The organism is Ornithinibacillus massiliensis, assembly GCF_018310345.1.
In the GTDB taxonomy this organism is placed as follows: Bacteria; Bacillota; Bacilli; order Bacillales; family Amphibacillaceae; genus Ornithinibacillus; species Ornithinibacillus massiliensis.
Window position 1 is genome coordinate 375,288 of record NZ_JAGXBY010000002.1, and the last position, 21,554, is coordinate 396,841.

Genomic DNA, 21,554 nt, shown 5'->3' on the forward strand with positions numbered 1-21,554 from the left:
TCCTATTCAAAAAATGCGCTCTTTCGTCAAGAATCGCTCTATATCGCATGATACATGTAGTTTCCTGCGGTTCCCCGGGAAATACAGGCTCTTTTTTTATTATTCATATTGTTTGCCTACACGCTTTACGATTCAGTACGTACAATGAACTAGATACAACTATTGAAATGAGGGATGGCAATATGGTATTCCCACCGCAGAGACAATCAAGAGGCAATTTCCCTAGAAACGATTTTCCATTTCCGAACTCTGGTTATCGTCAAATGCCACCAAGAAATAACCCGTTAGCAGGCTTAGTTCAGCAATTTTTAGGTAGGAGTGGGCCAAATGTTGGGCAAACACAGAACGTTGGCCAAATGGCTTCTAGGGGCGTAGAGGGTTTATCGAAGACATTAAATGGTGTGCAGCAAGTATTACGTGTAGTAGATACTGCTACACCATTAGTAAAACAATATGGACCACTTGTTCGAAATTTGCCTGCTATGTATCGGATGATGAAAGCATTTAACTCGATGGAAAGTTCGGATGCAGCAGAAGAAAGTAATGAGCTTGAAAGTCTAGAACAGGAGTCTATTACTACTAATACCATTGACGAGGAGTCTCCTGTAAGACGATCGAGAGAAGGGCAATCCACACCAAAATTATTTATCTAATAAGGCAGTAAACTTGATTTTTCGATGAAAAAAGGAAAAAATGAATTATAGTAGCAGTTTATGGAGGTAGTAAATATGACAGTTCAATTTGAAAAAGCCACTTTTGCAGGTGGATGCTTTTGGTGTATGGTAGAACCTTTTGACACTCGTCCTGGAATTAAACGGGTTGTTTCAGGATATACGGGAGGACATGTTGAATATCCAACCTATGAACAAGTTTGTTCCAATACTACTGGACATGTAGAAGCGGTACAAATTACCTTTGATCCAGAAATAATGCCATATGAACAATTACTCCAGACTTTTTGGCAACAAATTGATCCAACCGATCCTGGAGGCCAATTTAATGATCGAGGAGAATCTTATCAGACTGCGATTTTCTATCACAATGATGAACAAAAAAAAATGGCGGAGAAATCGAAGCAAGCATTAGCTGAAAGCGGTAAGTTCTCCAAACCTATCGTTACGAAGATTCTTCCTGCCAAGCCTTTTTATGAAGCAGAAGAAAGTCACCAAGATTACTATAAGAAGCAGTCCTTCCATTACCGGCTGTATAAAAAAGGCTCTGGCAGAGAGGATTTTCTAAAGAATACGTGGAAAATAGATAAATCTAACCTAAAGGAAAAGCTTACGCCACTTCAATATCACGTCACACAAGAAAAAGGGACTGAGCGTCCGTTTGAAAATGAGTATTGGGATAATCAAGAAGAGGGAATATATGTAGATATTATTTCCGGTAAACCGTTATTTTCTTCAAGAGACCAATATGATGCCGGATGTGGTTGGCCAAGCTTTACGAAGCCAATCGATAGCTATGAAATCGTAGAGGAACTCGATACGTCACATGGAATGATTCGAACTGAAATTCGCAGTAAAACTGCTGATTCTCATTTGGGACATGTATTTGAAGATGGGCCTACCGAACATGGAGGATTGCGTTATTGTATGAACTCTGCTGCAATGCGCTTCGTTCCGAAAGAGAAGATGGAAGAAGAAGGATATGGACATTTATTGAAATTATTTAATTAGAAAACTGAGTTTACCATAATTGCATTATGTTAACTGAAGGAGGAAAATGACTTATGATGCATCTAAAATGGGAGAATAACCCAACAATCAAACAAATAGAATGTGTACATGCTAACGCAAAGAAATTCATTGTAGATAATAAGTTAACACCTGGAAAAGTATACGATGTCAAAAACGAGACAGAAGAGTTCTATTTCATTTTTGATGATAGTAATCGTATTGCAGGATTTCGTAAAGATTACTTTAAAGAAATTTAATAGAGTCTGTACGATAATGGCAGAATTGCTGCCATTCCTACATAAGTAGTTTAATACAATCAGGAATGGAATCACAACTAATGGAGGTAATAAAATGAACGTTGTTACGTTAGTAGGAAGTATTCGAAAAGAGTCATTGAACATGAAAATTGCGAAATTCATGCAGGATCGTTACAAAGATAAATTTGATATGCAGATTTTAAATATTGATATACTACCATTTTATAATCAGGATGACGAAAATAATCCCCCACAAGTAGTGAAGGACTTTAAAAGAGAGATAGCGAATGCTGATGCTGTAATCATTGTAACGCCTGAGTATAATTGGTCGATTCCAGGGGTATTAAAGAATGCTCTAGATTGGGCTTCACGTGTGGAAAAAGTATTAGTAAATAAACCTGTATTTCCTCTAGGGGCTTCACAAGGAGTACTTGGAACAATTCGGGCACAACTTCATTTACGAGATATTTTATCCTCTACAGGTATTCAAGCAAGAATACTTCCACCAGGAGGAAATGAAGTGTTAATCAATTTAGCAGGACAAAAAGTAGATGTAGAGACGGATATGTTAACTGATCAGACAACTATCGAATTTTTGGATAGCAAAATTGATACGTTTATTGAATTTATTAATTCTTAATTCATAAAGGGGAAGAAGCTTACTCTTGCAGTAAGCTTCTTTTTTATTATAAATACAACTGATAAATCTAGCCATATTGTAAGACTAATCAGAAGTTGAGTGAATGTGACATTTGGATCTGCTTGCGTATTTAAAGGAAGTAGGACATGAAAGATATAATAGTCCGTCCTGTACATCTATCTCCTTATTACCTCTCCCTAAAGAAATCGTATGAAAAAAATGAAAAAGGTGATTCTATTAGTAATTGCTTGAACAAAAAATTGAACTTCTGTAGTATAATTACTATAATATGGCATTTATTGAGGTTTATATTTTGTAAAAGGAGGTTCTTACATGGCATTTGTTATTACGTCGCCTTGTAAAACAGAAAAAGCAGGGGAATGTGTTGAAGTTTGTCCTGTTGATTGTATAGAAGAAGGCAAAGATATGTTTTTTATTGATCCAGATATTTGTATTGATTGTGGAGCTTGTGAAGCAGTTTGTCCAGTAGAAGCTATCTATATGGAAGATGAAGTTCCAGAAGAGGAAAGTGAATATATCCTATTAAATCGTAAATTTTTTGAAGATCGTTAATTGTAAAACCGCTATCCGTTTGGAATAGCGGTTTCTTATTTTATATCAAATGCTTTATAGTGTTGATGCGTTTCAGTTACAGTTACTTGTACATCATCAATTCGTATCAATGGATGAAAGCCTTCTTTTAATTGTTTTATATAAGCTGTGGTATGTGCTTTTGTACCTTCGATTTCCAATTCGACTCTACCATCTTCTAGATTTCTCACCCATCCCTTTAAATCATAGTCAATAGCCTTCTGTTTTGCTGCAAACCGAAATCCAACACCTTGAACGCGTCCACTAACGATAATATGAACATTCATCTTAATCCTCCTTGATTTAACAAGAATACCATATAAATCCATCGATTATTGGGGATACTGATTATAGATATTTTCATTATGACATATCAAACTAAATCATGCATGGTAAGAAGGAGTGGTTTATACATGGCGCAATCAAAAGAATTACCTCAGTTTCCAGAGCCATTTTGGCGGGAAATAGATATACCAAATTATCCGAAATTAGAAGAAGGTATGAAAGTCGATGTTGGAATTGTAGGGGGAGGCATTGTTGGTATAACGACAGCTTATTTACTTGCTAAGCAAAATGTAACGGTAGCTCTACTTGATGCAGGTAGAATTTTAAATGGAACTACCGGGCATACTACTGCAAAAATCACAGCCCAACATGGCCTCATTTATGATGAGTTTATCCAACATTTTGGGGAAGAAAAGGCGAAATTATATTATGAAGCACAAATGGAAGCGAAAGAATTTGTAGAAGCTACAGCGAAGGAATTGGACATTAATTGTGACTTGGAAGAACAGGATGCGATTATTTATACAAATTCGGATGACTATGTTAATCAGCTAGAAACGGAGAAAAAAGCGTATGATACATTAGGGATTGATAGTGAATTAACGGATTCGATACCGCTAAAGGTGCAGCATAAATTAGCATTGATAATGAAAAATCAAGCGCAATTCCACCCATTGAAATTCTTAAGTGTACTGGCTAAAGAAGCGGTAAAACATGGTGCACAAATTTTTGAGAATACTACTGCAGTTGATGTAGAGTATAATAAGCATCCCGCAATCATTACGAGAGAGGGACATCGAGTTATTTGTGGGAATATATTTGTCGCTTCCCATTTTCCATTTTATGATGGGCAAGGTTTCTACCCTGCTAGAATGTATGCAGAGAGAGCATATGTTTTAGCAATTAAATCGAAGAAGAACTATCCTGGTGGAATGTATATTACAGCTGAGGAGCCTACTCGTTCTCTACGATCTATTACGATAAATGGTGAGGAAGCTTGGCTTGTTATAGGGGATAATCATAAAACAGGTCAAGGTAAGTCCACAATCGAACATTACAAAGCATTACAGGATTTTGCAGAAGCCCATATCGGTGTGGAAGAAATTTTATATCGCTGGTCCGCACAAGATTTAACAACACTAGATAAACTTCCATATATAGGTAGAATTTCGGAGGAAGAAGATAAGATTTTCGTTGCTACAGGATTTCGGAAATGGGGAATGTCAAATGGTATTCTGGCCGCTAAAATTATCTCGGACAAGATTTTAGGTCATGAAAATCCATATACTGAATTATTCTCACCTTCTCGATTCCAAACAGACCCTTCCTTACGTAAGTTTGCGCGAATTAATGCCGATGTAGCCAAGCATTTAATTAAAGGAAAGTTAGAGTTTACGGATAATAGTATTAAATCACTTTCCAAGGATGACGCCACCGTTACACGAATCAATGGAAAAAGGGCAGGTGTCTATAAGGATCCAGAAGATAAATACCATTGTGTGGATACGACATGTACCCATATGGGGTGTGAAGTAGAGTGGAATTCTGGAGAAAGAACCTGGGATTGTCCATGTCATGGTTCTAGATTTTCTTACACTGGTGAGGTAGTAGAGGGACCAGCGAAGCGGCCATTAGAACGAATTGATTTGGAGTAGGATAAAGATAGTTGCTCGAACAAAAATAAGCCGTACAGCTTCTAGTTCGCTGTATGGCTTATTTTTATTCTTCTCTAACTCGCACAAATAGCAACATGATAAATGATAGTAAAACTATCGAAAAAACCCATAGCCATGCCAAGGTAAGGTTACCAGACTCCATTGCAACATAGATTGCGGTAGGTATAGTTTGGGTTACACCGGGTATATTCCCCGCGAACATTAAGGTAGCGCCGAATTCACCTAATGCACGTGCGAAACTTAATATGCATCCAGTGATGAGCACCTTTGATGCCAGAGGAATCGAAACAAATAATAATAGCTTGCATTCACTTGCACCATCCAACCTAGCCGCAGCTTCAATATCTTTATCCACACCTTGGAAGGCTGATTTTGCTGATTGATACATGAGTGGAAAGGCAACGATTGAAGCTGCAACAACAGCAGCGTACCAAGTAAACATAATAGGTTGATGAAATAACCATTCCATTATTTTACCAATAAAACTATTTCTTCCAAATACGACAATAAGAAAAAATCCAACAACAGTAGGAGGGAGGACGATTGGTAACATCATGATAGTTTCGATTATTGCTTTTCCTTTAAAAGATATTCTAGCGAAAAGTCGTCCGATTAACGTACCGATTAGAATAACCAGAATACCAGAGATTGTAGCAACTTTTAGAGACAACCATATCGGATTTAGAAATTCTTCTGATACTAAACTAGTGAGTAATGAATCCATAATGTTCGAATACCTCTAATGAATTTTGGTTTTGTAAATATTGATAGAAATCTCTAGCAGCTTCATAGTTCTTCGTATCGTGAATAATCCCGACTGGATAGGAAATAGGTGAATGCGATGATGGGTCTGCGGTAGCGATAATGGCCACTTTCTCAGACAGCAATGCATCTGTTTTATATACGATACCAGCTTCTACATTACCGGTTTCTACATAAGCTAGTACTTGTCTAACATCCTTCGCATAAACAAACTTGGATTGAAGATCACTCCATAGATTGTAAAATTCAAGTGCTTCTTTAGCATATTTACCAGCTGGAACCGTATCTGGTGTACCGATTGAAATACGCTGTACATCATCTTGAAGTAAGTCCTCAAATTCGGAACTTCCATTATGTTCAATCGGAGCAACTAGTACGAGCTCATTTTTCAGCAATTGGGTACTATCTTCCTTCTTAATGAATCCATCTTCAACTAGACTATTAAATTTATCCTCTGCCGCTGAAAAAAAGATATCAGCAGGAGCACCTTGCGCAATTTGTTGCTGTAAGGATCCTGATCCACCAAAGTTAAATCGAATATTCACATGAGGATTTTCATCCTCGTATAATTGTTTAATATCTTCTAGAGCATCTTTCAGACTGACTGCAGCTGATACGGTTAGATCAACTTTATTTGATTGGTTTACGGAATGGTTCGAGCAAGCAGTTATTATCAGAATCAATAGAAGTATGGATAAAATAGGTTTCTTTTTATGTAGCACGCACTTCCACCTCGCTTGAAGAATCTAGCAATCTATTTATAGTTTACTATAATAATTACCATTTTTGTTTACTAATTAAATAGAAAGGAAGGAATAATGGGCTCGTATACGGCATGCATGCTGTAGAAGTGTATGGGGAAAGTGGTTTGTTTAATTCGGAAATATATCAATAAGTAGAAAATAGTATAGAGCATAGTATAAATTAATATTTGCAAAAAATCACGAGTGTCATTTTATACGAACATTGCTTTTGGAATTTCAAGAGGTGATAAATAAATTGTTGATCATCACTCTAGTTAACCATAATTTACTTATGTAAACTTGATAAAATCATTCATTAAATTTGTAAAAAATCGTATGCTGTAAGAAGAGAATTCTAAGAGAATTATCTGGGTGGTTGTACATAAATACAAAGTAAATTCCCCTGAGAACGAAGTGGAATTAAAAAAAACAGTCCCAAAACCCAATAATATCAAGGTTTTACGACTGTTTTTATGCACTGAAAAACATAAGTAATTAGAGGTTTTCGAGTGTTTTAATGAAAGAATCGGGATACATCTTTGTTCTTCATCGCTCTTTTCTTCTGTTCATTGTTAACATGCGTATAAATCTGAGTTGTATTAAGATTGGTATGCCCCATCAGTTGCTGAATTGTCACTAAATCTATACCTTCACGAACCATCCCGGTTCCAAAGGTATGCCGTAATTTATGAGAAGATAATTTCTTTTGCTTTAAATAATGAAAGCCTGGTTGTTGGGTTAACCGTTCAAAGGTTTCTTCCGTTATTTCTTGAATTCTCCTTCTGGAAATACGAGTTCCACGCTTTGAAAGAAAAAAGGCATTTGCATGATCGGGCTTCGGAACTCCTCGATACATTTTCTCGTATTCTAACAACAGTTGATACAATGGAATGGGGAGGGGGATATAACGTGTTTTGTTTCCCTTTCCCAATACCTCGATACCAGGTTCGTCTTCATCACGAATTAAATCCGATAAGTTTAGATTATAAACTTCTACTACTCGTAATCCAGCCAAACTCATTAACATAAGAATACATCTATTTCGGATGTGATATTGTCCTGGTGCAATGGATAAAAGAAATTGTTCTAGCTCTTTGTCACTTAGATATGTAGGCAGGCGACCATTTTCTTGTTTGGCCATATCTACTTCTAAAGCCGGATTATATGATAGATATTCTGCCTTCACTAGGGATTTTAAAAAAGTACGAAGGGTCATTAACCGTCTATTTCGGCTAGATTTTGCTGCGTTTTGATGCTGCTTTCTTAAAAACGATGCTATATCTCTTTTAGATACGATGTTCAGCCCAACACATTCGCTTTTACCAAGATTTATATACTCCAGGAATAGCTTTACATCATAAAAGTAAGAGTGGATCGTAAAATCGGAATATCCTAAATCCTCTAAGTAAGTTTGGAATATTTCTAACTCTTCATCATAGTACGAAAGAATTTCTTGTTTTTGATCTGTAGTAATATTTTCGGCTATTTTCAGTGTATGTCACTCCTTTGATAGATAATCGATGACCTTATTATACTGTAATTTCATTCTAACCGCACATAATAACAATTATGTGCGGTTAGATGGTAGAAAATGGGTGTAATATTGTTATAAATATATTATATTTGTCATATTTTTTGCTCAATTAAAGAACATTTAAGCAGTGAAGGAGTGATCTAGAACCATGACAATGGATAAAAAGGGATTATTGTGTAAATTAAGCAAGCCGGAGTTATTGTGTTGTTAGAAGAAATAGAAGCAAAAGATATTATTTGTGAAAATATCACTAGGGATTAAGAAAAAAATGGCTTTGGTCGTCGAATTTAACGGCATGATCTACGAATTGATGCATGGAAATGTATAAGTTTAGAAATGGACAAGTTATCAAAGTATATAATGTGAGCATTAGAAACTAACATATTAAAATATTTAATCGAGTAAAGCCACAAAATAAACTTTAAATATTATGTAACAGTAATTATGAGCTATAGATACAGATTTAGACAAGTGTTATTTAGTCTAAGTAGAATGATTGGCCGGCGTACCCATTAGAATAATTCGATAGCCAAACGATTTTTAGATAAAACACATTGTATGGTTAAATAATTTTAAGCGTGTTATAAAATAAAATTTAATATGTAAAATAGCGTTTTTTTAATTTTGTCTCACTATCATGAGTATACTTTATTTATGAGATGAGTTTTAGTGATTTCTTAATAACTTCCCATAATAAGTATTATGTAAACTAGATAAAATTATGAACGGATAAGGCTGGTTTACCAAAAGCTTTTGCATATTTTTCAATAGACCGTCCCGTTAGTCTTCTTGTGGTGCCTTTTGGTCCCATCGTTGCTGCAATGAATAGAGCTTTGTACTTTTTGCCAACCAGGTATTTATCTTTCCGAACAGTTAAATCTTCCTTTAAATCTATGCTTGCTTGTTCACTGAAATATACATATTGCTCTTTATTCCCTTTTCTAATCACTCTTACAGTGTTCTTCTTCCAATCGATATCATCCAGATCAATGATAACCACTTCCGAAAGGCGTAGTCCGGAACCAAGGATTAATGATACTATTGCAGTATTTAACTAAACTGCTCTGTTACTAATAACTCTACAACCCAATAGTAATATAATATTCCAAATATATTGAAGCAGATAAAAAGACGATCTGATTTAAAGACCGCCTTGTTCAACTTTTGCACCCGTTAGTCGATTATTATCTCAATATTCTCCTCGCTAATTGTTACATTTTCTTTTTTAGAAACAATCCTAATAATATTTTTAACTATTTGTTGAATTGTCGCTTCATCAATCTTTGCATCCTTTGGTAAATCTACTGATACGTCAATATTTTCTCCAAAAGAATCAGAGCCAGATCCTACCATTATTTCTATTGAATCCTTTTCAAGTCCGGTTTGTTTAGCAATAGATGCTATTAGTTCATATTTAATTTGGTTTAATACATTTAATATAAAGTCTGTTCCTGTCATTAGTTCAAATAACTCTGATGAAACTTCTTCAGGTAACTTTACATAAATACTAATATCTCGATTAATTATTTCTAAATTTTTTCCTTTAGGTGTAATCCAAATAAGATAATTATAATTTAATTTATAATCTGGTTCGTGTTCAAGAGATACATCTATGTTCGTTTCCCATCTTGCACTTTTAAAGATATCCATAACCTTTTGGACAATTTTATCATCTTCTATCTTGTTGATGACCACATAATCATTTGAGGATTCATCTCCTACTCTTTCTTCTATAACAAGAGTGGAATTTTTATTGAAGTTTACAACATCCTTTTGACTACATCCAGATATACTCAACAAAATTATTATCAAGAAGATAAGTTTTTTCAAAATTAGAATCTCCCTTTTTCTTTTTCAACTCTTCTGCCCCTTTAGTTGAAGTACTTAATATTCTTAATGTTATATGTATTTTAGCATAAATATCCAGTTGTTAAGGACAATGTTAAAGGTCCGACTGAAGAAATCAATCATATTATAAAGAAATTCTTTAAATTACATTCTTCTATCAAAACCAACATTTTCAGCAGAAAGTATATCACTCAATCTATTTCCAATAATGTAACACTTATTTAAGTCTAAATTATTATCTTTTTTAGCCTGCTCCAATAAGGCAGTTTGAGGCTTACGACACTTACCGTTATCCTCTGGTTTATGGGGACAATAATAAATTCAGTTTAGAAAAGCATACTTTTTTCTGCTTCATCTTTTTGCACCCCTCAAGAAAGATCTCTTCAGTGAACTTACCCATCCCTATCCAACTTTGGTTAGTAAAAGAAAAACCTTTATTCCTTGTCTATTAAGAAGGTTTATGGCCCTAGCTGAATAATCATATAGACTAAAATCTAAGGGATGTACTCCTCCACCTTCCCCACCAATTGTTCCATCACGATCTACGAACACTCCAATCATGTGGTTACCACCTTCTTTAACATAATATCCCACAGCCATAATTGATATCTTTCATTTAAAAAGAGGCTATCAATTGACGACCGCCTTGTTTCTATAGCTTACAGAAGAATTCCTATAAAAATTAACCTTACAGAAACCAATTGTTTGAAGTTAAATATTCTTTTTTTGAGCTTATTGTTATTGTAAGAAGTTAATTCTTAATCCAATTTCATCCTTAATGGCTTGTTGATATACCATCCAAGCTCCAACTAAATCTTGAAAGGGTAATCCAACCATGCCAAAAATCGTTATTTGATCATCATTTCTTCTTCCAAGGTTCTTATTGTCGATTACTTCTCCAAGTTCTGCATCAATTTCTCTTACATCTAACCCGACTCCTCCTATAGCTCCCATACTTACAGCAAGCTCCCTATCATCACAAATGAACAAGGATTTTTCTATTAACTCGGCACTTACCTCCGCTTTATTAGGCTCGTCAGGTCCCAGTGTGGTGATATGAGTACCTTTCTTAATCATATTGGAAAAAAGAAATGGCTTTTTTGACCATGTAGCACAAATGATAATATCTGCATCAACAACTGATTGATCTAGACTTTGACAAATAGTAAATGATGAATGAATTTCTTGTTGTAGATTTGAAATCATTCGCTTAGCATTCTCTTTATTTTCGTCAAAAATAAAGATCTCCGAAATTTCCCTTAACATACTTAATGCTCTTAATTGTTGAGTTCCTTGTACTCCAGCACCAATTATAGCTACCTTATTTGCATCTTTACGTGCTAAAAAGTGTGTTCCAATCGCACCAGATAATCCGGTACGAACTGAAGTTATATATGTTGAGTCCATTATTGATAATAATGACCCTGAATATAAATCGTGAAGATGAATGACCCCTTTAATAGAGGGTGTTTCTGAAGGAAATTTGGTATGATTCTTTATTGTAAAAGCGGGTATGTTAGCAAGCAACCCTGGAAATAGTATCATGGCACTTGAGTTATCATACTTTAAAGAGGAACGAACACGAAGCCCATTTCTTTCTTTTCTTTTGGAGTAATATCTGAAGGCTTCCACTAAATCCTTATACAATTGATTAATGTCTAATAATCTTTCCACTTCACTTTTTGTAAGTAGTATAGTTTCCAAGATACGATTACCCACTTTCTTTTAAATATGGTAATAATTTAATCTCAAACTAGCCCAATTGCTCCTTATCGCTATTCATTAATAATAACAAAATATTGCTAATCTTATCACCGACTAATCAATAAGAAGGCAATTCTTTTTTCTTAATTTCCTTTCACTCTTGCACCCGTTTCTTTAACACGTAATTAATGAACACGTAATTAATGGTAATCGATAAATCAGCTCTACAATTTAGGCTAATTCCTTATAACCATTTGAAGAAATAATTAAAAGAATCTTGTCATCTTTTTTAATTTCTTCCTTTTGAATTAACGATTTTAAAGCACCTAATACCAAAGACGAAGACCTTTCGGCATATATGCCATACTTACCTAAATGTTCCTGTTCATTAATTGCATTAAAAGATGGTACAACTTCGACTTTTCCTTTTGAGTTTTTAATGGCTTGGATAGATTGGTATGTTACAGTTGTTCCCCCAACTGACGGGGTATGCGTCGAATCCCCTTCAAAATTATCAGTATATTTGTCCCCACCTAAAACAGCTTTCAATCTAGGAAAAGGTTCGACAGCAATCAATTTTGGTATATCACATATCAGACCATTTTCTAATGCTTCATTAAATCCTTTCCACACTCCCCAAAGCAAATCCCCTCTGGAAGAAGGAATAATAATTATATTTGGTAGCTGTTCAAAATCCTCTATAATTTCAAAAGCCAAAGTTTTCAAACCCTGTACTCCAAATGGATTACTTCCTACGGGCGGATTGATGAAATTAGTAGCAGGATACCATTCATTCCTTAATACATATCTTTGTAAATGTTCCCATCTATCCATCGGCTTGTCTTTATAAATTATTTCTGCCCCCGTTTGTACAATTGCTTGTTTCCAAATGGGATTCATATTTTTCGTAGTTAATACTACACATTTTAAGTTCGCAGCTGCTGAATATGTTGCAATAGATACTCCAGCATTACCACTCGAAGCCACAGCTACTGTTTCGAATCCTAATGATATAGCCCTTGCTACTACAAAGGGACTATACCTATCTTTGTGAGATCCAGTAGGATTTTGACCTTCGTTTTTAATCCACAAATTTTCAAGTCCCAATTCATCTCCTAGTCTTTTCATCCTTACTGTTGGCGTACTACCTTCACCAATTGTCGGAAAATCTAAATAGGGAAGTACATCAGTATACTTTTTAAAACCAGACTGGTTATTATTCAAGTTGAAATTTTTATAGTTTAAGGAGACGCTAGATGGCTTTCCTTTTTCAAAGCATCTTGGACATCCTATAAAATAGTCCTTTAACGGATATCTGTGGTAACATTTAATACATTCAATGCACTCTACATTAGGATTAATTTTATACATTTTTCTCAACTCCGATTAATAAATAATTCCAAGTATAACTTTCCCTGCTTCAACAATCCTGCTCTGTTACTTCAATAACTCTACAAATCAATACTAACATAATATTCCAAATATATTATTGGAATTTTACCATAAGAAAAAGGCGACCTTCATAGATCACCTTGCTTCACTATAGCACCCTATAGTGCAATAAAAGAAGAGCTTCTATTAGCTGTACCAAAAGCCATGGGAGCATCATTTTGAACTTATAAAAACGCAGAGCTACAAACTTAACAAGACCCAAATAAAAAAAGAAAACTAAATTAAAGGACATAACCTATTTTATATGACTAATATGTTATGTCCTCTCTTGTTCAACTAACGTGCACCCACCAGTTTAAGTGTAATCTTTGACAGCCATGTTATTTCTTGCTGTTTTCCTCTGGAATCTGGCGTTTTTATTAGTTCATAACTTTGATTCAAGGTCATCAGTTGTTAATATTTTTATGAAGTTTTTCCACTCTATTCTCTCTTGGAAAGATGCAAATCCTCCAAAATCCAAAAAGCCTTTATTCAAAAATTTCGGCTTCGTTTCTGCGAGACATTTAATGTTTTGCATGGTCTTTTCCATATTATTCGCATATCCCCAACATTTCGCTGCTTGCTCATAATATACGGATTCCATTCCATTCATTTTTTCATAATGAAGTGCCCATTCACTCCACTGTTCATTATTTAAGTCCGTCACATTTTCAATTGGTGGATATGGAGTGAAACAACTATATTCCTTTATTTTCTTGAATCCTACCTTTTCAGCTATGGTGTAGGAACCTATATTAGAATCCACACAATGCCATCCTATTTCCTTTATTCCATTAGATATACAAGCACTTACGGTAGCTGCACAACAAATAGACCCTAATCCTTTCCTTCTAAAGTCTTTATGTGTCGTTATCCCTATTTCAATTCTATCTCCTACGATACAATCTACTAAACACCAGCATACAATTTTATTGCCTGTTCTTATATAAGATCCCAGACAATAGTCTTTTACATCATGAATGTTACTAAAAATATACCAATCTTTAATTGCTTTACTATTTTCATATTGTATCTGCTCGAGATTATCAGAATAAACATACTCCAAAGTGTATTTTTCATCCAAATCTTCCAAAAAATCATCATAGAGTAGTTCATCAAACTGGTAATATCTTCGCTTATATTTCTTCATAGCTACATTACAATGGATATCATGTATTTTTCTTTCCCATTCTTTAGAGTCACAAGTAACTGGGTCAAAGAAATGAAGTTTCTTTTTAATTTCTCCATTAAATAAATGATTGTTCGCATTATCCGCAACTACATTACATTCTGGTGTCACTATTAGTGTTGACGAAGGCTCTATTACATTATCTACATAAATTTTCCCTGGTACATTTCCCGTTATCACTGCATCAATAGATAGTTCATGATTTGTATTTTCAATCAACTTGGGTATTTTATCATAATCACTATTTTCCAATTCAAATATCAAATTAACAACCCTCCATGTTTTCAAGATTAAAGCTGCACGCTCTTTGTTATGTCACCTCTCTTCAGAAGAGAAGAATAACAACGAAGTTATAAAATGCGACCGCATTCTCAACATTAATATGATTAGAAATAAAAAAGCCACAGAGTTATATAAATAACCCTGTAGCTAATGCTTAAAATCATACAAAAGCCCATGCTCACAATTGCCAAGTTTTAATCATGAGGATAAAATTAAAATCTCTTCCTTAATCCGCTTGAATGAGAGGCAATTTTTTTAACTTTCAAGGTTATCTCCTCTAAAATTCGCATTGTTACCTCTCACTCCCTTCTTTAATGTTAAGAAAATTATAACATCTCTTTATTTTAAAATCAAACTCGGATTCCAAAACGCTTATTAAATAATCCTGCCCCGTTAGTTAGTACAATAAGAAGAAAAGCTGTCGATCAATCTCATCTTCAAATCTTGCAACCTTTAGTTTAATACCTATCCCAACGGTGCTCCAGAGACTATATGCCAATGGAGATGTTTTGAGTCCTGATAATTCCCTAAGTTTGTAATTACTCTACAGGCTCCGTTTTCTACGGTAACCATAGTAGCAACCTTTTTAATTACTCCCAGTAGTTCTAATAATAATTCATTATCTCTATCTTGCAATGTAATTAACGAAGGGATATGTTTCTTTGGTATTGCAATGATATGGACTGGCCAAAAAGTTTTGTATGATAATAGGCTAATGCGTTTTCCGTCTCCAACACCATTCTTACTTGGGTTTTACCACTTAATACTTCATCACAATAAAAATCTTCAGTCATAACAATCCTCCTATAAAAGACTCATATTTGTTAGGTTAAATTTTTCTCTATCATTTTATTGCAATGTGTAATCAAATATTTTGAGAATCTTATAGTTTTATCAATCCGCTCCCAATCTGAACGGAAAATACTTGCCTTTATACCTTTACGTATATTCATTGCTTCCTCTATGATACTGTGCCATTCATATGGAATTTGCGTTAATCCATATTCACCAGCGTCCAACTTAGAAACAATGTCGTACTCCTTTAGTGTAAAGAACTGACGTAGTAATCCAAGAACGGTCCATTCTATTTCATAATCAATTTGGTTCGTAGGCATTGCAACTAAGTCATTAATTGAATTCTCTGCAGTTTTAATCCTATTAGCCCAATATGCATTCATATTTTTAAGTACATAAGAAACTAATTGTTGTGGTTGAATATCAAACTCAAAATCTTTAGGGTCTGGTCCTAATATGTTTATTCCATTGTTTTTTAACATCCACCAAGTTACAGGGTTAAAATTAAAGTAAAAATCACCGAAAGATAGTTTTTCACTGTTATAAAAATGATATTTACGGTTAAAATCACTACTGTTAGTATAGAGTTTTCCCATATCGCTCCAGTGAATATAAACACCGTCCAATTCTGGTTTTTGGTATTTTTTTGCAATCGTTGAATGAATATAAGATAAAACAGTTGAATCTTCCTCAACTAAAGGACGGTTTGTTATAGTGATAAAATCAATATCACTTGAATCATCTACATATGCATCTAGGGCAATAGATCCATGTATATATACCCCTTCTATTGTTTCAGGTAAATGTTCATTAAATAAGGTAATATACTCATTTAATACTGTTTCAACCATACGTGGTATTGCCATTTAATCCCCCCTAATTGTTTGGTTTTTGTTTCTATTTTTCAACCTAATACTTTTAATTTCATGAGATTACTTATACACTCACTTGTTTTATTAACCAGCTATTTTAGTAAAATATCGATATGAAGACCGCCTTTTTCAACTAACCTGCCCCGTTACTTCAATAACTCTACAACCCAATAATAACATAATATTCCAAATATATTGAAGCAAATAGCAAGACGATCTGATTTAAAGACCGCCTTGTTCAACTCTAACACCCGTTACTTGAATATCAATTATTTGTTTCTGTGTAGTTATCGTTAGAAAATCTTAAAAATATTTTAGTTAAAAAACGGAGAATTAAATAAACAATGAAATAATTAAATACAAAACCTCCTAATTCAAAGTTAACATAGCCATTTGAATAGTAATTGAACCATTGAGCAGGAAACCCATAATAATAACTACCATCTTCAATATAAACCCCTAGAACAGGTACAAATACAAATCCTATCGTAATCATATAACATATGAAATACAAGTATTTATAAAGTTTCATATCTTTTCCAAATAAATATACCCCTATCACTCCTATTAACAGAGAAACAATTATAACAGGTACTATAAAACTTAGCTCTTCAATACTGATATAATTCCTATTGCTAAAAATCATTAGCAATGCTAAAACGCTGATAATATATAATACTTGAAGTTTTCCCTTATTCATAATTATCCCCTCATTGTTTGGGTAAGTCCTATAGTGATTTGCCCTATTATCACAAGATCTTTAGAGTTAGTTAAATAATAACATAATATTTAAATTATTTATCCAAAATATAAAGACCATCAATTTGATGATTCCTTGTCGAACTATTACACCCGATTCTTGAACTATGCTTTTTATTTATTGAGGCTTGTAACTACAAAGCTTATACCATTTTCCAGACAGTCACTTTCTAAATTCGAAACATCAACTCCACCACCACCTTCTACAATGGCTCCTTCAAGGTAAGTTCCATGGGTTGGAATTTTAACACGATGTCGATCATTTTCTGTATATGCAGTAGTACCCTTTGGTCAAATGGGTACATTAATGGGATTTAGATCATCTTTGATGGTGCTCTTAATATACAAGCATTTCGTTTCATTTTCGTATTCAAGAACACCTTTAAGTTCTGCTTCCATATCGTATTCTAAATTATGAGTCAAAACAACTGGATATCCATCAGAAATTTTAAATTTCTCCCCTCAGCTTCACTACACCCATTTAAAAAAATTAAACAAATAATGATAACCACACTAACAATTAACCGATTCACTTTATACACCCCGTTCAGTATAGGTTTTATTTATTCCGTAAAATGGTTCGAGCGTGAAACACGAGTAAAACATCGATCTTCCACTAAACTGCCTCGTTAGCTTAATAACTTCTATCTAAATACTAACATAATATTCCAAAAATATAATTGAAAATTTATCCAAAAGAAAAAGGCGACCCACTCGGATCACCTTGTTTAACTATTGCACCCGTTTGTTTAACAAGAAGATGGTAAATTACTAAGTAATTTAGAAGGACATTTTCACGGTCCTACGGTTGGTGGGTTTAAAACATGTTCAGCGAATGAACTTGCCATTGGCACCCCTGATTGGCGAATTTGTTCAGCAGCTAATTGATAATTATATTCTGTCTCACGCAATTCTACATCAGGACCCAGCAAAGCCCAACACGCTCCTCTTGCAGCAGTTTGAAGTCCAACACTTCCTGCGTTAATAATTCTTTTCTCATGTACAGTACGGTCAAAATGAATATGTGTGTGACCACAAACTATAATGTCTTGCTTTACTGAGGCAATCATGGGTTTAATCTCCATTTCTAGTGTATTTTTACGAATAGCTTCTTCATCATTTCTTGGTGAACCATGAACAAACAAGACTTCACCCAATCCATCGATATTTAAAGTCACATCTTTTTGTAGATTATTTAAGAATTTCAACTGAGACTCGGTTAATTGGTCTGCACACCATTGATTTATCTCTGCGATCGATTCATCAAGTCCCTGTTCAACTCCATATCGCTCTCCGACCTCTCTATCGGCGTTGCCTTTTATAAAATGCACATCTCCCTCTAAAGCCATAATCCGTTTCATTACTAATGCAGGTTGGGGTCCCCATGCCAAATCACCACCAATTACAATGGTATCCACATTACACCTTTGCATTTCTTTTAGAACAGCGTTTAAAGCTAGGTAATTTCCGTGTATGTCATAAATCGCTGCCACTCGTTTCACCACTATAACACCTCCTCTTAAATTTTTAATTTCTTCTTTCATAAACCTGCCCCGTTAGTGGTAGTCAATATTTTTAATGTCGACCTTGAAAATAAGTATCTAACTAATAATCGCAATAATTTTAGTTTAGAGTTTTACTTCAAGTTTGTTAGATATTGCCAATCTTATTCCTATCCATTCTGTATTAATTAAAACGCTGCTGTTATAGGTATTTTCACAAAAGGTGGCATATCGACTAAATCCCCTCTAACCATGAGAACATCACTACTATGATAATTTATACGAGTAAATTCCTCGTTAAATTGATCTGGATGAAAGTACAGATTGATCGTGTTGAATGGTTCTGGGATTACTGAGCAAAGTTCATGTAGGAAGTTGTTTAGCCTTTCACTACCTCCCATTACTGAGGTAAGGGTTAATTTTTTTGCAGCTTCACTTAATAGTTTGATTTAGTTTATGTTCTTCTATTAGATCAATGTTTCTACGGCTAATGGTATAATCCTGTAAATAAGAACCGATATTAGCATACATTTCAACATTTTGTAGCTCCGTTATTGGTAACCATATAACATTTATTTGATTCGAATCTGGTTTTTCTGGGAATTTTGGAATAGAGTGGTTTTTTATTTTGCATTCAAACATCATAACTAATGTATGGACCTTTCCAAACTTTTCAAGATTAAGATGTGGTGTATATTCATAAACAAAGGCTAAAGGCCCTACTTCTACATCTATACATGCTTCTTCTTTGGCTTCTCTTATAACTGCATTAGTAATAGATTCATTAGGTTCTGTTCCACCGGCAGGTAAATCATAGATGGTTCCTCTTTTCGAGTCATTATAAACTGTCAATAATATTTTATTATTTTCAATGATAATTGCGCCTGCTCGTACTCTGATATGAAATTGCAATGAATATCACCTCATATAATTACTATCAATTGTTAAAATTAAATCGAAGAAAATGTACTGGAGAACTCTTGCACCCTTTAGCTCAATAAAGGTTGTCAAAGTCACATTTTCCATTCAGTTCTCCCTCGCAGAATTAGCCCTAAGTCGTCATTCTCCCACCCTCTTCTTTAATTTTTATTCTATTAATTTATCGTTTTCGGAAATGGCAAACTACGAGACATTGGATTCAGTGAAATGGAGAAATGGAGAACTGGCGAAAGTGAAGTTGTAAATTTTTTATTAAAACAAATATCTATTAGAAAAAAATGGTATATTGAATATAACCGTTTATGGAAAAAAGGAGTGTTTTAAATGCTTAAAAAAGCCACTAAAATAATGGGAATAATTATCGCCATGGTTTTTATAATTACAAGCATAGTAGTAACACTTAAAGTAGATTTTTCAAACCCAGTAAATTTAAAAAGTTTTGTACATAATAAGTTGAATAAAACAGATGTACCAGGTGTCTCAATTGCTATTATAAAAAATAATGAAGTTGAAAAATATATAAGTTATGGTTATGCAAATATCAATGAAGGAAAAAAGGTTAATCAAGACACAGTATTTCAAATTGCATCATTATCAAAAGTTGTCACTGCTACCGCCATCATGCAACTATATGAGAAGAAAAAAATCAATTTAGATGATGAAATTAATAAGTATCTTCCATTTTCAGTTGTAAATCCTAATTTCCCAAATGAGTCGATTACAGTTAGAATGTTATTGGATCACACGTCAGGTATTGAAGACAATTGGGATATATTAGACAGTCTTTATACGATTGATAGTGGCGGAGGTGACTCAGAAATTTCGATTGGTGAATTTTCCAAAGAATACTTAAACGAAGGCGGAAAATGGTATTCAGAGGAAAAAAACTATACCGTGAATAAACCTGGAACAACTTTTGTTTATAGTAATGTCGGTTACGGGCTATTGGGTTATATTGTTGAACAAATTAGTCAACTGCCATTCGATCAATATTCTCAACAATACATATTTAATCCATTAGGAATGACACAAACGCATTGGCTTCATAAAGATGTAACAACAGAAAATTTCGCAGTGCCGTATGAGGGGAGTACAGCTTTGCCAAAATACTCTTTTCCAACATATCCTGATGGTTCCTTAAAGACAAATGTGGTTGATTTTAGTAAATTTCTTATGAGCATGTCTTTTCCAAACAAAGATAACACTTCCATACTAAAACCGGAAACTATAAAAGAAATGTTGAGTCCGTATTCGAACGATGGAAAGCAAGCTTTAGGCTGGAGTTATTCATCATTAGACGAAATTTTAATGAAAAAATTAAATACTGGAAACATTGTCGGACATACTGGTTCCGATCCAGGGGTGTTTACTATAGCACTTTACAATCCAGAAAAAAAGAATGGCCTGGTAATATTTATGAACCAGGAAATAGGGATTAATATACAAACGATAAATATTTATTTAATGATAAAAAGACTTGTGAAAGAAGCTTCTTTATAATGTCTACTTTTATATTGATCATTTCAATCAGTGAACATTTGTTCTTTTATTCTCTCCTAGGATAGGCGTTGTGACTACCTTAGATAATAAATCGCCATGCTCAGCTGGATAACCTTCTTTGTACATAGCTCCTGCTAACGTGGTAATTCCTGCAACAAAGAGTTCGTGCCTCTCCATGAATGACCAACTAAAATTATTTATTAATCAATACTAAGTTCTTTTAACGCTTTATTAATAAGACATGCTTGCAAAATCCGGGTTACTTTAACATTTTTGGATCTTTCACTATATCCGTATCCCGGTCTGTCAAAAGCTAATTGAACTACATCATGAAAATCTCTACTTGAAAGCATCTATTTCCTTATTATCATTAATCAGATTTCCCCCAAAACATCTCTTTTTAGTTTATTCTTCTTTCACTATTGGAAATTTTAAATTTAACGTAACACTCTATTAATGTCATTTTGAAAGTTGTTCAACTAAGCAGTCGTTATTTTAATATATGATACTTCAACACTAACATTATATCTAAAGATTTTTTATTCATGGATAAACGTAAATGA

Annotated in this window: 23 protein-coding genes and 3 pseudogenes; 7 read left to right on the forward strand and 19 right to left on the reverse strand. The window is 34.0% G+C overall.

Annotation, left to right across the window (positions count from 1 at the left end; translation table 11 throughout):
• Nucleotides 1-47: 47 nt before the first annotated feature.
• The 5 genes from vrrA to KGF86_RS06105 all read left to right on the forward strand — a co-directional run bounded on the left by vrrA (nucleotide 48) and on the right by KGF86_RS06105 (nucleotide 3,152).
• Nucleotides 48-653: a VrrA/YqfQ family protein gene (vrrA, locus tag KGF86_RS06085; protein WP_211741361.1), complete on the forward strand. Its 606-nt coding sequence runs from the start codon at nucleotides 48-50 to the stop codon at nucleotides 651-653.
• 75 nt (nucleotides 654-728) lie between these two features.
• A complete protein-coding gene (gene msrB / locus KGF86_RS06090) occupies nucleotides 729-1,682 on the forward strand; it encodes a peptide-methionine (R)-S-oxide reductase MsrB (protein WP_186869731.1) in 954 nt (317 codons plus the stop codon).
• A 53-nt stretch (nucleotides 1,683-1,735) separates the two neighbouring features.
• Complete coding sequence (locus KGF86_RS06095) at nucleotides 1,736-1,939, forward strand: DUF6501 family protein (RefSeq protein ID WP_186869730.1); 204 nt, start codon at nucleotides 1,736-1,738, stop codon at nucleotides 1,937-1,939.
• 94 nt (nucleotides 1,940-2,033) lie between these two features.
• Nucleotides 2,034-2,579: an NADPH-dependent FMN reductase gene (locus KGF86_RS06100; protein ID WP_186869729.1), complete on the forward strand. Its 546-nt coding sequence runs from the start codon at nucleotides 2,034-2,036 to the stop codon at nucleotides 2,577-2,579.
• A gap of 333 nt (nucleotides 2,580-2,912) precedes the next feature.
• Nucleotides 2,913-3,152: a DUF362 domain-containing protein gene (locus KGF86_RS06105; protein ID WP_186869728.1), complete on the forward strand. Its 240-nt coding sequence runs from the start codon at nucleotides 2,913-2,915 to the stop codon at nucleotides 3,150-3,152.
• A gap of 35 nt (nucleotides 3,153-3,187) precedes the next feature.
• Here KGF86_RS06105 and KGF86_RS06110 read toward each other — a convergent pair whose 3' ends face one another.
• Nucleotides 3,188-3,457, reverse strand: coding sequence for an acylphosphatase (locus KGF86_RS06110; protein ID WP_211741362.1), 270 nt, complete (start codon nucleotides 3,455-3,457; stop codon nucleotides 3,188-3,190).
• 126 nt (nucleotides 3,458-3,583) lie between these two features.
• Here KGF86_RS06110 and KGF86_RS06115 point away from each other — a divergent pair, with 126 nt between their 5' ends.
• Nucleotides 3,584-5,110: an FAD-dependent oxidoreductase gene (locus KGF86_RS06115; protein WP_211741363.1), complete on the forward strand. Its 1,527-nt coding sequence runs from the start codon at nucleotides 3,584-3,586 to the stop codon at nucleotides 5,108-5,110.
• 64 nt (nucleotides 5,111-5,174) lie between these two features.
• On the opposite strand, the gene modB is transcribed toward KGF86_RS06115, so the two are convergent.
• The 17 genes and pseudogenes from modB to KGF86_RS06200 form a co-directional block, all read right to left on the reverse strand.
• Nucleotides 5,175-5,855 (reverse strand): molybdate ABC transporter permease subunit, encoded by a 681-nt coding sequence (gene modB, locus KGF86_RS06120; RefSeq protein ID WP_186869725.1) that lies wholly within the window; start codon nucleotides 5,853-5,855, stop codon nucleotides 5,175-5,177.
• Nucleotides 5,836-6,615 (reverse strand): molybdate ABC transporter substrate-binding protein, encoded by a 780-nt coding sequence (gene modA / locus KGF86_RS06125; RefSeq protein ID WP_186869724.1) that lies wholly within the window; start codon nucleotides 6,613-6,615, stop codon nucleotides 5,836-5,838. The genes modB and modA overlap by 20 nt, the downstream gene beginning before the upstream one ends.
• A 535-nt stretch (nucleotides 6,616-7,150) precedes the next feature.
• Nucleotides 7,151-7,822: a tyrosine-type recombinase/integrase gene (locus KGF86_RS19470; protein WP_211741364.1), complete on the reverse strand. Its 672-nt coding sequence runs from the start codon at nucleotides 7,820-7,822 to the stop codon at nucleotides 7,151-7,153.
• Nucleotides 7,823-7,828: 6 nt separating this feature from the next.
• Nucleotides 7,829-8,128 (reverse strand): annotated as a pseudogene (locus KGF86_RS19655) (site-specific integrase); the annotation flags it as partial.
• Between the two features lie 763 nt (nucleotides 8,129-8,891).
• Nucleotides 8,892-9,221: pseudogene (locus tag KGF86_RS06140) on the reverse strand (tyrosine-type recombinase/integrase); the annotation flags it as partial.
• Between the two features lie 122 nt (nucleotides 9,222-9,343).
• Nucleotides 9,344-10,000 (reverse strand): hypothetical protein, encoded by a 657-nt coding sequence (locus KGF86_RS06145; protein ID WP_186869722.1) that lies wholly within the window; start codon nucleotides 9,998-10,000, stop codon nucleotides 9,344-9,346.
• Nucleotides 10,001-10,162: 162 nt separating this feature from the next.
• Nucleotides 10,163-10,339 carry an HAD hydrolase-like protein gene (locus KGF86_RS19660; RefSeq protein ID WP_366481077.1) on the reverse strand — a complete coding sequence of 59 codons (177 nt, stop codon included), beginning with the start codon at nucleotides 10,337-10,339 and terminating at the stop codon, nucleotides 10,163-10,165.
• Between the two features lie 81 nt (nucleotides 10,340-10,420).
• Nucleotides 10,421-10,579, reverse strand: coding sequence for a hypothetical protein (locus KGF86_RS06155; protein ID WP_211741365.1), 159 nt, complete (start codon nucleotides 10,577-10,579; stop codon nucleotides 10,421-10,423).
• A 177-nt stretch (nucleotides 10,580-10,756) separates the two neighbouring features.
• A complete protein-coding gene (locus KGF86_RS06160; RefSeq protein ID WP_186869719.1) occupies nucleotides 10,757-11,722 on the reverse strand; it encodes an ornithine cyclodeaminase family protein in 966 nt (321 codons plus the stop codon).
• Nucleotides 11,723-11,953: 231 nt separating this feature from the next.
• Nucleotides 11,954-13,093, reverse strand: coding sequence for a threonine synthase (locus KGF86_RS06165; RefSeq protein ID WP_211741366.1), 1,140 nt, complete (start codon nucleotides 13,091-13,093; stop codon nucleotides 11,954-11,956).
• Nucleotides 13,094-13,538: 445 nt separating this feature from the next.
• Nucleotides 13,539-14,606 (reverse strand): GNAT family N-acetyltransferase, encoded by a 1,068-nt coding sequence (locus tag KGF86_RS06170; RefSeq protein WP_211741367.1) that lies wholly within the window; start codon nucleotides 14,604-14,606, stop codon nucleotides 13,539-13,541.
• A gap of 483 nt (nucleotides 14,607-15,089) precedes the next feature.
• A pseudogene (locus tag KGF86_RS06175) lies at nucleotides 15,090-15,418 on the reverse strand (HIT domain-containing protein).
• Between the two features lie 30 nt (nucleotides 15,419-15,448).
• On the reverse strand, nucleotides 15,449-16,285 hold the full coding sequence (locus KGF86_RS06180; protein ID WP_211741368.1) for an aminoglycoside adenylyltransferase domain-containing protein: 837 nt from the start codon (nucleotides 16,283-16,285) through the stop codon (nucleotides 15,449-15,451).
• A 271-nt stretch (nucleotides 16,286-16,556) separates the two neighbouring features.
• The gene (locus tag KGF86_RS06185) at nucleotides 16,557-16,991 is read right to left on the reverse strand and encodes a hypothetical protein (RefSeq protein WP_186871493.1); all 435 of its coding nucleotides are present in this window, start codon (nucleotides 16,989-16,991) and stop codon (nucleotides 16,557-16,559) included.
• Nucleotides 16,992-17,844: 853 nt separating this feature from the next.
• Complete coding sequence (locus KGF86_RS06190) at nucleotides 17,845-18,555, reverse strand: metallophosphoesterase family protein (RefSeq protein ID WP_211741369.1); 711 nt, start codon at nucleotides 18,553-18,555, stop codon at nucleotides 17,845-17,847.
• A 185-nt stretch (nucleotides 18,556-18,740) separates the two neighbouring features.
• Entirely contained in the window at nucleotides 18,741-18,953 is a 213-nt protein-coding gene (locus KGF86_RS06195) for a hypothetical protein (protein WP_186871495.1), read from the reverse strand.
• A 31-nt stretch (nucleotides 18,954-18,984) separates the two neighbouring features.
• Complete coding sequence (locus KGF86_RS06200; RefSeq protein WP_211741370.1) at nucleotides 18,985-19,464, reverse strand: NUDIX domain-containing protein; 480 nt, start codon at nucleotides 19,462-19,464, stop codon at nucleotides 18,985-18,987.
• A 351-nt stretch (nucleotides 19,465-19,815) separates the two neighbouring features.
• On the opposite strand from KGF86_RS06200, the gene KGF86_RS06205 reads away from it, so the two are divergent.
• Complete coding sequence (locus KGF86_RS06205) at nucleotides 19,816-20,991, forward strand: serine hydrolase domain-containing protein (protein ID WP_186871497.1); 1,176 nt, start codon at nucleotides 19,816-19,818, stop codon at nucleotides 20,989-20,991.
• Nucleotides 20,992-21,018: 27 nt separating this feature from the next.
• On the opposite strand, the gene KGF86_RS06210 is transcribed toward KGF86_RS06205, so the two are convergent.
• Nucleotides 21,019-21,168: a hypothetical protein gene (locus KGF86_RS06210; RefSeq protein ID WP_186871498.1), complete on the reverse strand. Its 150-nt coding sequence runs from the start codon at nucleotides 21,166-21,168 to the stop codon at nucleotides 21,019-21,021.
• Nucleotides 21,169-21,554 lie beyond the last annotated feature (386 nt).

Bases quoted from the DNA above. Each gene is read 5' to 3' on its own strand.
- vrrA (WP_211741361.1), top strand. From the start codon at position 48: ATGATACATGTAGTTTCCTGCGGTTCCCCGGGAAATACAGGCTCTTTT.
- msrB (WP_186869731.1), top strand. From the start codon at position 729: ATGACAGTTCAATTTGAAAAAGCCACTTTTGCAGGTGGATGCTTTTGG.
- KGF86_RS06095 (WP_186869730.1), top strand. From the start codon at position 1,736: ATGATGCATCTAAAATGGGAGAATAACCCAACAATCAAACAAATAGAA.
- KGF86_RS06100 (WP_186869729.1), top strand. From the start codon at position 2,034: ATGAACGTTGTTACGTTAGTAGGAAGTATTCGAAAAGAGTCATTGAAC.
- KGF86_RS06105 (WP_186869728.1), top strand. From the start codon at position 2,913: ATGGCATTTGTTATTACGTCGCCTTGTAAAACAGAAAAAGCAGGGGAA.
- KGF86_RS06110 (WP_211741362.1), bottom strand. From the start codon at position 3,457: ATGAATGTTCATATTATCGTTAGTGGACGCGTTCAAGGTGTTGGATTT.
- KGF86_RS06115 (WP_211741363.1), top strand. From the start codon at position 3,584: ATGGCGCAATCAAAAGAATTACCTCAGTTTCCAGAGCCATTTTGGCGG.
- modB (WP_186869725.1), bottom strand. From the start codon at position 5,855: ATGGATTCATTACTCACTAGTTTAGTATCAGAAGAATTTCTAAATCCG.
- KGF86_RS06155 (WP_211741365.1), bottom strand. From the start codon at position 10,579: ATGATTGGAGTGTTCGTAGATCGTGATGGAACAATTGGTGGGGAAGGT.
- KGF86_RS06165 (WP_211741366.1), bottom strand. From the start codon at position 13,093: ATGTATAAAATTAATCCTAATGTAGAGTGCATTGAATGTATTAAATGT.
- KGF86_RS06180 (WP_211741368.1), bottom strand. From the start codon at position 16,285: ATGGCAATACCACGTATGGTTGAAACAGTATTAAATGAGTATATTACC.
- KGF86_RS06185 (WP_186871493.1), bottom strand. From the start codon at position 16,991: ATGAATAAGGGAAAACTTCAAGTATTATATATTATCAGCGTTTTAGCA.
- KGF86_RS06195 (WP_186871495.1), bottom strand. From the start codon at position 18,953: ATGGGAGGTAGTGAAAGGCTAAACAACTTCCTACATGAACTTTGCTCA.
- KGF86_RS06205 (WP_186871497.1), top strand. From the start codon at position 19,816: ATGCTTAAAAAAGCCACTAAAATAATGGGAATAATTATCGCCATGGTT.
- KGF86_RS06210 (WP_186871498.1), bottom strand. From the start codon at position 21,168: ATGGAGAGGCACGAACTCTTTGTTGCAGGAATTACCACGTTAGCAGGA.